A 9878-nucleotide genomic window follows, 5' to 3' on the forward strand; every position below is an offset into this window, starting at 1 on the left:
GCTACAAGGGATTGGTCAAAAATACCGCTCAGATGTTCTCGCTGTTCGGGCTTGCCAATTTGCTGTTGGCTCGCCGGTGGCTATGCAGAACAGGCAGCCTAGTTGCGCCTTGAAAACAAGAAATGAGGGTAATAATGCAAAAAATGATGCGATTCAGGTCAAAATTGGGCAAATTATCGCAATATTACATGATCACTCGGCTTGATCTCTACTGCGCGATGAGTTATTCAGCGTTTCCCTAGTTCGAAATTTAAAGTTTTTTATAGGTGATATTTTGCGCTATTCACTGATCTAGTCTGATCCTCCTTCCCGGGAATACTCATAGCACACGAAACGCAATGATGGCCACCAGTGTCGGAGGCAATGCCGCAATCAATAAACCCAGTGGATGGATCGATTGCTCATCGAATTTGCTTTTCAGAATAGCGAAACCAGCGGGATTGGGGGCATTAGCTATCACAGTTAAGCCACCGCCAGCTACTGCGCCTGCAACCAATGCTATTTTAAATTCCTGACTCAAACCCTCGACCAATGAACCCAAATAAGTGAGCGCTGCATTATCTGTAATCGCCGTTAATGCTGCTGCTCCAAAGAATACAGCCGTATCATCCATATCCATCAGAAGCGGTTGCAGCCACCACTGTTGCTGTCCACCGAGTACTACCAATCCTGCCAAGAAAAATGCGACCAGTAAAGATTCTCGCAAGATTAATGGATTTTGATACTGTTGATAAGCCGCTGTGAATCCGATGAAGAACAAAAATAAACCCATAAAGGCTGCGGGATGGTGTGCAAAAACCACAACCAGCGTCAGAAAAATCAGATGGACTAGTACCACAGGAAAAGGAGTCTTTTCTTCAGCAGTATTATCCTTCTGACGGACATGTCCCAATTCATTCCGGAACAGCCACGTTACCGCACATGCATTTACAGCAACGGCCACCGCAGCTTTCCAGCCAAAGTTCGTCATCATGAACCAAATATCCCAATCCCATTTTGCAGCAACCATCAATACCGGCGGCGCCGCGAAAGGTGTCAGTGTGCCACCTATGGAAACATTGACAAATAACACACCGACCGTTGCATATTTTAACTTGGTCGATATCTCTTTGCTAAATAGCGTATCCCGCAACATGAGTGCCGCAAGTGTCATCGCAGCAGGTTCCGTAATAAATGAGCCCAATAAAGGAACGAAAGCCAGTAATAAAAAATACATGGCCATGCCTTGATTTATTGGTAATAAGAATGCAGCGCGCTGCACAGTAGAGGCGGCCAAATCTAAAATGGGCCGCGTTCCGGCAATGACCATAATCACAAACACAAACATGGGCTCGGTAAAATCGCGTGATTCAAGATACGTTATTGCTTCATGCTTACCGCTTATGGCAAATATAAAAAGTATTAAAACCATAGCCCAAAAACCGAAAACCACTTCCACTTCACCCAATAAATGCCAAATTCCTGCATGGCGCGGCTGGGTATGTGCCAGATGTTCGAAATATTTAGTTGAAAATGTGTGGATAATAGCCAGTGCAAATAATACGGCAGCGATGAGTTGAACAGATGTCGGATTGATCATGTTGTGAAATTAGATGAAATGAGTAATGAGAGATTTGGTAATGATAGCATTACTCGTATGTTATGCCGCGTATTTGACTGTTTGATGACCGGATCGCATAGTGTTTTTCAACCAACCTATTTCCCCAAATCAGCCAAGAACAGCCGGATGCGTTCGGCATTCATGCCCAGATCACCTTTTCCGACCCGCGAAGCGGAGCGCATATCGACCTGGGTTTTATTGCCCGCTGCTTGAATCCGGATTATCACATCATCTTTGAAGCCCATGATGCGTGTGGTATCGGTTGCCTCAATCCGGCTATTTACAGCAGAAACAGCAGCAACTTCCCAACCCCGTTTTTTCACCAGCGCAACTGCCTGTTCAAAAACCTGATCGGATGGACGAGGAATGAATAACGGAGCCAGATCGGGATAGCCTGCTTTCTGCAACGCGGCCAAATTCTCCGGTTCAAGCCGATCCAACGAATTATGCGCCGGTGTGCGTAACGCCTTGATTGCCACAAACTCAGGCGGGTGCGTCAGATCTGTCGTAATGTCATGAATGCGTGGTGCCCCGGCTCCTGCCATAATAGCCATTAAAACCGGCGCCACGACTAAAAAACCCAATGTTGATCCCGACAGTGTAGAAACAACTCTGGTTTCTTTCGCCTTGATTGCACGCAATGTCCCAATCAATCCGAGAACGATAGCCAACAATCCAGCCAGTGTAGTGCCGGCAAGTCCGATTAAGGCCGGTTGAAAATCAAAGATGCTGAGCCGAAGACCGAGTATAGCCAGACCCGCCGTTAGTAAGGCAAACAACGAAATCCTCAGACTCCAGCGGGTAAATTCAAATGGTTTTTTCATGGTCGAAATCATTTTTTAAGAAAGATCAATAAAATCAATAAAAATCACCATTTCAACCAACCCTGAAATTTGGGGAAATAGCACGGATGCGGCTGGGTGGCTGAAAATAGGCTCATTTTCTTGATCTGAAAGAAGCTGATTAATATTTCATTATCCTGTAAGATAATTCTCGCCCCATCTACCTGGAAAGCTCAAATTATTTGGTTCAAAGCTGTTTTTTATTTTTATAAATATACTCAGCATTATTGCATGAAGAAGCTTCTGCTATTGTCTTTCGCCGTTCTTGTGATGTTTTCCTGGATTTTTCCGGCAAATGCAAAAACACTGGATGTTGCCACAGAATACAAAGATACGATTGGCCAGTATATTCAGGTATACCAGAGTAATGATAGCCACTTAAGTATGCACGACGCAATCGATGCGTTTAGAAACGGCCATTTTTCTTTATCCGATAATCCCGTTATTAATTTTGGAATCGGCTCCAGACCGGTATGGCTTGCATTTCAGGTCAGCAATTCCGGGAAAATCGCTATTCATCGGAACCTGCTGATTGAAAACGCCTGGTTGGACAAAATCGATGTTTATTATCTCCAGCAAGAGCAGTTAATCAATAGTTATCACACTGGCGACAGTTTGTTATTTGCAGAGCGCCCCCTCAATCGCCGATTCTTTGTCATGGGTCATGATTTTACACAGGGCGAAACCACAATTTTGATCCGGATAGAATCAGCCGACGCGATGGTTTTGCCGATTTATTTGCTGGACAATGAGAAACTAAACGATAGAGATAGGGTGCAAGCCTATAGCTATGGTTTTATGTACGGTGTTATTTTGGCTTTGGTTGCATACAATTTTATGTTGTATATTGGGTTACGAGCTGCCCCTTATCTGCTTTATTCCCTCTATCTCTTATTCTTTTTAGCGCTGAATGCTGCCTATACCGGTCATGGCTACCAATGGTTGTGGTCTGAATCGCCGCAATGGCAGCAATGGGCCAATCCGGTTTTGATGATGGTCTGCACCGTGAGCGGGTTTGCTTTTGCATTACACTTTCTGGCTATCAAAGTAGCCTGGCCCCGCGTTTATCGCGTAATTATCGTAAGTTGTGTCGGTTTTAGCGCATTAATACTGCTAGCGATGCTGGTCGATGAATTTGTCATCGCGTTGTTGATATCAATTGTTTTTATCTTCTTTTTTTACATTGCCTCGGTCATATTGGGCGCCATTTCGTTGCGTGCCGATAACCAATTCGCCAAGTATTTCCTGTTGGCATCTATTTTCTCGATATGCGGTGGCACTATTACGGCAAACGCCGTATGGGGATTCATCCCATTTAACTGGTTGACTTACCGGGCGACGGATATCGGCATGATGGCCGACGCGGTTTTGCTGGCGCTGGCACTTGCCGAACGATTCAACATCAATCAGAGCGAGAAACTGGCTGCTGAGAGAATGGCCGGAATTGATTTATTGACCAACTTGAACAACCGGCGGTCGTTTTATAAATTTGTGCAGCCAATCTGGGCCATGAGTTTACGCAGCAAAAGTAATACTTCCGTCATTATGCTGGATATCGATCATTTCAAATTGTTTAATGATAATTATGGCCATGCTTTGGGGGATCGCGTTCTGGTACAGTTGTCCGAGACGCTGCAAAATGAAGCGCGCAGCGGGGATATTCTGGCGCGCTGGGGCGGGGAAGAGTTCCTTGTTTTTCTGCCGGAAACGCGATTGACAGACGCCGTAACCATTGCAGAGCGGATGCGCAAAAAGGTTTCCACTATCCAGATTGCCACCGATCAGGAAGAAAAGCTCTCATTTACCGCCAGCTTGGGTGTCGCCAGTACCTCAGATGGCAATGTATCGCTGGATGATTTGATTTCCCAGGCAGACCAGCAGCTTTACCGCGCCAAGAATCAGGGGCGTAACTGTGTGTGCTCGGAATCATCCGGTTAAGCGGTACAAGTTTCCCTGCTGCTAATGCAATCCCAATGATTCGAGTGTCATTGCAGAATTTCCGTCATCATCAAAATCATCCTGGCTGGTCTCCAGTTCATCTATGATTTGAATGATCCGGCTATCTGGAATCAAGCCATCCGCTAAAGCTTCATCATCGGCATCATTAGATTCTTTAATCTCTGCATTATCGACAAAGAATTCCTTGTTTATCATGACAAACCTCCTTGCGGCATTTGTTGATCACGTTACTAGTAGAGCATAGGGGCATGCAACATAAATCAAAGATTACAAATGATTTTCCCCGGCAATTTGAAAGTTTGATGCACGCCCATTAGCAACTCCGCAAGGTGTCTGGAGTGCCGGATCTGTTTGCAGATCTGCCTTCTGATGGTACGCTTATCTGACTGTTTTCTATTTCCATTAGGTTGGAAAAGGAAGTATTCTTTGTGAATCTTATACAAATTTAGTCAAGGTTATTGAGGTCAAATCATGAAAATTAAAGATCTATTTGAAAACTGGAATTTGACCGGACTCAGAATCAATGCGCCGTTCATGGATATGGAGTGGAAGCCCTCCGATCCGGATAAAGAAGCCGCGTGGGATCTGTATGTCGAATTGCTCACGCGCATCACCACGCAACCATTATCGAACGAAGACGGCGTGGAACAAACCGCACTGGATAGTATTTACGCCTTGTTTGGCATCACGCGAGAAACTCTCAAAGAACACGGCCGCTCCTGTATTCAATTTGCCAAAATCGCCATCGTGGTACTCAACCAAGTGGTGCGTCCTTTCACCGCCAAATGGCACCGTAAAAGCCAGGAAGGCGCTTTTGCCTCTCCCGATGAGTGCCGACAGTTCCGTCAGGAACTGCAAGTCTTACAAACGCAATTGAGAAATTACACCCGCCTGCTGTCCGAGCTTGCCGGAGTGGAAGATTTGACGGAGATAGAAGCGGAAGATTTGTAGCCTATAATCACAGCCTTCAGCAATCGATACCATTCATCATGCCGCAACCGAAGCTCAAACTATCAAACCAATATTTCTCAGTTACAGTCGTACTGATCGTGACGCCAGTATTGCTTTACGCTTGGCTCTGGAACAAGCGGGCCTGAGCGTTTTTCAGGATGAAGACGCCATCCGTTCCGGTGATTGCTGGGTAGAAAAACTGCAACACGCGCTGAAAGATTGCTGTGCATTTGTGGTGCTGGTGGGACAAGATGGTACCCAGCGCTGGGTCGGCGCAGAAGTGCAAGCCGCATTAATCCGGCATTTGTCGCCGCATGACGATGCTGAGCGGCTGCCGATTTTCCCCATTCTGCTCAGTGATGCCAAGCCCGAGTCATTACCGCCTTTTCTGGCATTGTTTCAGGCGGATCGCTGGATACCCGCCGATCCGTTGCCGGAGAAACTCATCCAGGCTATCCAAACGCACAGCATTCGCATCAATTCCCAGCACGTTATCGAAGACCGCTGTCCTTACCTGGGCCTCAGCGCTTTTTCCCGCAATGATGCCAGGCTGTTTTTCGGACGCCGCCAGGAAACCCTCGAAGCATTGGCTTTCCTGGGTGATCAAAGCCAAACCAATCCGGATAAACTGCAACAAACAGGCGGCGCCCACTACACGCGCTGGCTGCAAATCGAAGGCAACAGCGGTTCGGGCAAATCATCGCTGGTTCAAGCAGGCATGCTGCCGATGATTGAACGCGGCGCATTGTGGGCGCGCACCGGTTTCGAGCATTGGCGCATCCTTGGCCCGATGATGCCGGGGAAAAATCCGCTCGTCAAATTGGCCGAAATCCTCGAACAGGGATTGATCGACGATCCAGCCAAGTGGGATATCGATGCACGGAAAGAACGCTTAAGCACGAGAGAAAGCGGATTGGCTTCGACGCTGAAGGGTTTTAAACAAGCAGGTATCGCGTTCCTGCTGATCGTTGACCAGTTTGAAGAGCTGTTCACGTTTGCTGATGAGGCTGAACGCAAACAGTTTGATGCGTTGCTGACTATTGCGCTGCAAGATCCGGATTGTCCACTATTCCTGATCAACACGGTGCGGGCTGATTTTTTGGATCGCTTTGAATATCTGCCGCGCTTGCAAGACATTTATAACCGTCACTGCAAGCGTTATTTCTTACCGGCCATCTCCACCCACGGGTTGCGTGAAATCATCGAACAACCCGCTCGGTTGGCTGGACTGGATGTCAGTGAAGTCACCACGGCTATCCTGAACGACGCAAGTGATGAAATCGGCGCATTGCCGCTGGTGGAAAATGCACTGTCTATCTTGTGGGAACATCGCAACAACAACCGCCTCAGTGGCGAAGCATACCGGCAGCAAGGTGGCCTTGCCGGCATGCTCAGCACACAAGCTGACGCGCTATTACAACGCATTGACCAGGTGGTGCCCAAAGGTAAGGTGGCGACGCTGGAATTGTTATTGCGCCTGACGCGCATTAACGACGAAGGCCGTCATACGCGTCAGCGCATTATGCTGGATGAAGCGATATTCGTTGCGGGAAACGGCAACGACAAATCCGGTAAGCGCGTGGTCGAAATGCTTTCCGGGCAGCGCGACATCACGGTATTAAACACGGAACATCAGAACGTGTTGCGCTTGATCACGCCAAGTAAGGAACAAGATCAGCACTACGTCGACCTGATCCACGAAACCCTGGTTCGCGCACGCGGCAAGGATGAAAAAACGGGAAAACTAACCGGTTATTGGCCCACATTCTACGATTACATCGAAAAAAACCGTGATCGTGACCTATATCGCCAACAACTCGCCCATGAAAGTAAGCAATGGCAACAAAGCAAAGGCTTGGGGCGCTTGTGGAATCTTAAGTTCTTTGACCTCAAAAAATACCGTGCGCTACGCATCCCCATAAATACCACCGAGAGTCGTTTCCTGGCATGGAGTCGCCGTGCGCAAGTCACGCTTGTTGCATTGCTGGCAATGCTCGTTGTGTATGGTACGGAATCAATAATTTGGGTGCAGAAACATGCTTTGTCCCCGGATATGATCTGGACGCTGCAACGTTTCCGCTTAGGCTACGCACCACTGCCCGCATTAACAGAAAAGCACATTCCATCCGGCTCTTTTAACATGGGCGAGCAAGACGCCGCGTTTATAGCCAAACTTGGCCAAAATGAAAAATTGTTTGGCGTGCCCGGCAAACTGATTCACACCGCTGAACCTTTCTACCTGGGGAAAACCGAAGTCACTTACGAGCAGTATGATTATTATGTCTGGCAACAGTACCGTTCCGGCAACACAACCATCCCGTTCCCAAATACCGTCAAAGGCGGGCGCGGCAATCAACCGGTGGTCAATGTGAAATGGTTTGAAGCGGTAGCATACGCAAGCTGGCTGGGGAAGCAGATTAACAATCAATGCCGTTTGCCGACCGAGGCGGAATGGGAATATGCGGCACGCGCAGAGACAACGACAGCTTATCCTTGGGGTAATGAACCAGGCAGCAACAACGCCAATTGTGATGGCTGCAGAAGTTCATCGGACAACAAAGAATCTGCGCCGGTGGGCAGTTTTGCTGAGAACCAGTTCGGCTTGTACGACATGTCCGGTAACGTCTGGGAATGGACGTGTTCGAACTGGCGTAACCAGTTCGACGACAATGCGCAGCAGTGTAATGATGACACGACGGACACACAATACCGCGTGGTGCGCGGTGGTTCCTGGCATAGTAATCCGGATCTCGTGCGTGTGTCGGTGCGCACCTTCCGCGATCCGGTCAGTCCCGACATCAATATTGGTTTCCGGGTATTATGTGAGTCCCCCATCGAATAGCGGTTCGCTGGCGCGCTGATCGCTGAAGCGCTGAATTGCTGTTCACTGAGCGCCGCGTAGCCGCGCCGCGCGCAATTCTGGCTTTCTTTTTGGGGTATTGCTTGTGGCATACTGCTAAAGCAGATTTATTCTATCTGCGGGGTTCCCTGAGACGAGGCCCGTGTGCTGCGCGGTGGTTCCTGGTTCAATAATCCGGCCAACGTTCGCGTGTTGGTGCGCTACGACCTCCATCCGGGCTATCGGTTCACCTGTCAATGGGGTCACTCGGTTGATATATGGATAGCGAACCTCCTTCCCCATTGTAGACATATTGCACCACTAAGGTAGTATGCAACTGCCATCACCCCCGTCGCGAATGTAATAGTCAATGGATAAACTGCCATTGGCGGCCGAGATAACATTCTGGCCTGCGCTCAGAAAGACGGGGGTATGAGGGCGGCTTGCACTTAGTTGTGTTAGCGGTACGCCATTTACGGAAACATTGAGCATGTAACTACCATTATCAAACAGGTTTACATATGGTTGCGCACGACCAGCACCAGGGTTCAATGCACAGCCGGGTTGCACTGTTGCGTATGATTTTCCACTGGCGGCGTATTCTAGTGTGCCGTCGGCGCTGAATGTATTGCCAGATGTGTCTGGGAGGGTGCACATCCCAGGCTGTACGGTAAACGCATAGTTATCCGCCTTCTTTTTACTCAGCGCCACAACCACCGTATTGTGTCGCCATCTGCGAGCCAGACATGGGCGATTGGATTAGCGCTTGTGACGTTTGCCACAGGGACGCCGTTGAGTGACACAGTGGCGATCGTCTTGCGTGTCGGGTTAAACAAGCCAGCTTCAACTACCGGTGATTGCGCACCCGAGTCTGCTGGGTTAGCGGCACATGACACCATAGTGGATGCAAATGTTTTTCCGCTGGCCCCAACTTGCACGGTAGTAACTGCCCACACGGAAGTGCCAAATACCATGACAGCTACAAACGCCGACTTAATTCCGAAAGAAAAAGTTCTGAATTTCATGATGATGTAACCTCCTAATATTAAAACATATCAATGATACATTTCATTATCTCTTGCTAATAAAAAGGTACATTGATATGTGTTAAATTTATGTCAACCCGCGTAAGGCGGAAGCTGAAAGCGTTCCGCCGAATGAAAGTGTTCCACCCTGCATGAACACGCCGAATGAGCGTGATGATGGCATTGGATGATATGTCGGCGCTGGTTTTGATTTGACGGATCACCCTTCGGCATCCGTCCTAGTGTGCCCGACATGGGCATGTGATGTGGTCCAATAGACCCGGACACTCCAGTTAAGAGAAAATAATCTTAATTGGAGGAAGAAATGGAAACGAGGAAACAATATACAAAGGAATTCAAACTGGATGCAATCAGTCTGGTTGTGGATCAGGGATTGACGATAGCAGAAGCGGCCAGGAGCCTGGAAATCAGGGCTAACATGCTTGGGCGATAGATCAAGGAGAACGAGGCGGATAATAGTGGCCAGGCATTCCGGGGTAATGGGAAACTGACGCCGGATCAGGAAGAAATTCGGCGGCTTAAGATAGAAAACAAACAATTAAAGCTTGAGCGGCAAATATTAAAGGAGGCGGCGGTCTTCTTCGCGAAAGAAACGAAGTGAAGTATTCGTTCATCACCCAAAAGAAGAAGACCTACCCGGT

Annotated in this window: 8 protein-coding genes and 2 pseudogenes; 5 read left to right on the forward strand and 5 right to left on the reverse strand. The window is 48.3% G+C overall.

Going from position 1 to position 9878, the window contains the following annotated elements:
- A pseudogene (locus QZ942_RS02135) lies at positions 1-113 on the forward strand (IS5/IS1182 family transposase); the annotation flags it as partial.
- Positions 114-319: 206 nt separating this feature from the next.
- Here QZ942_RS02135 and QZ942_RS02140 read toward each other — a convergent pair.
- Together QZ942_RS02140 and QZ942_RS02145 are read right to left on the reverse strand one after the other, a co-directional pair.
- Positions 320-1579, reverse strand: coding sequence for a putative Na+/H+ antiporter (locus QZ942_RS02140; RefSeq protein ID WP_292992973.1), 1260 nt, complete (start codon positions 1577-1579; stop codon positions 320-322).
- A gap of 116 nt (positions 1580-1695) precedes the next feature.
- The gene (locus tag QZ942_RS02145) at positions 1696-2424 is read right to left on the reverse strand and encodes a DUF1499 domain-containing protein (RefSeq protein ID WP_292992975.1); all 729 of its coding nucleotides are present in this window, start codon (positions 2422-2424) and stop codon (positions 1696-1698) included.
- 249 nt (positions 2425-2673) lie between these two features.
- Here QZ942_RS02145 and QZ942_RS02150 point away from each other — a divergent pair, with 249 nt between their 5' ends.
- Complete coding sequence (locus QZ942_RS02150; RefSeq protein ID WP_292992977.1) at positions 2674-4380, forward strand: diguanylate cyclase; 1707 nt, start codon at positions 2674-2676, stop codon at positions 4378-4380.
- Between the two features lie 21 nt (positions 4381-4401).
- On the opposite strand, the gene QZ942_RS02155 is transcribed toward QZ942_RS02150, so the two are convergent.
- Complete coding sequence (locus QZ942_RS02155; protein ID WP_292992979.1) at positions 4402-4596, reverse strand: hypothetical protein; 195 nt, start codon at positions 4594-4596, stop codon at positions 4402-4404.
- Positions 4597-4872: 276 nt separating this feature from the next.
- Between QZ942_RS02155 and QZ942_RS02160 the strand changes: the two genes are divergently transcribed.
- Together QZ942_RS02160 and QZ942_RS02165 are read left to right on the forward strand one after the other, a co-directional pair.
- Positions 4873-5352, forward strand: coding sequence for a hypothetical protein (locus tag QZ942_RS02160; RefSeq protein WP_292992981.1), 480 nt, complete (start codon positions 4873-4875; stop codon positions 5350-5352).
- A gap of 70 nt (positions 5353-5422) precedes the next feature.
- Positions 5423-8194 (forward strand): SUMF1/EgtB/PvdO family nonheme iron enzyme, encoded by a 2772-nt coding sequence (locus QZ942_RS02165; protein ID WP_292992987.1) that lies wholly within the window; start codon positions 5423-5425, stop codon positions 8192-8194.
- Positions 8195-8512: 318 nt separating this feature from the next.
- Here the strand turns inward: QZ942_RS02165 and QZ942_RS02170 are convergent, their stop codons facing one another.
- Both QZ942_RS02170 and QZ942_RS02175 read right to left on the reverse strand, forming a co-directional pair.
- Positions 8513-8908, reverse strand: a complete 396-nt coding sequence (locus QZ942_RS02170; RefSeq protein WP_292992983.1) for a hypothetical protein — start codon at positions 8906-8908, stop codon at positions 8513-8515.
- Positions 8893-9216 carry a hypothetical protein gene (locus tag QZ942_RS02175; protein WP_292992985.1) on the reverse strand — a complete coding sequence of 108 codons (324 nt, stop codon included), beginning with the start codon at positions 9214-9216 and terminating at the stop codon, positions 8893-8895. Before QZ942_RS02175 ends, QZ942_RS02170 begins: the two co-directional genes overlap by 16 nt.
- A 325-nt stretch (positions 9217-9541) precedes the next feature.
- On the opposite strand from QZ942_RS02175, the pseudogene QZ942_RS02180 reads away from it, so the two are divergent.
- A pseudogene (locus QZ942_RS02180) lies at positions 9542-9878 on the forward strand (transposase); the annotation flags it as partial.

Origin of the sequence: Nitrosomonas sp., from assembly GCF_021731985.1 — a bacterium.
GTDB lineage: Bacteria > Pseudomonadota > Gammaproteobacteria > Burkholderiales > Nitrosomonadaceae > Nitrosomonas.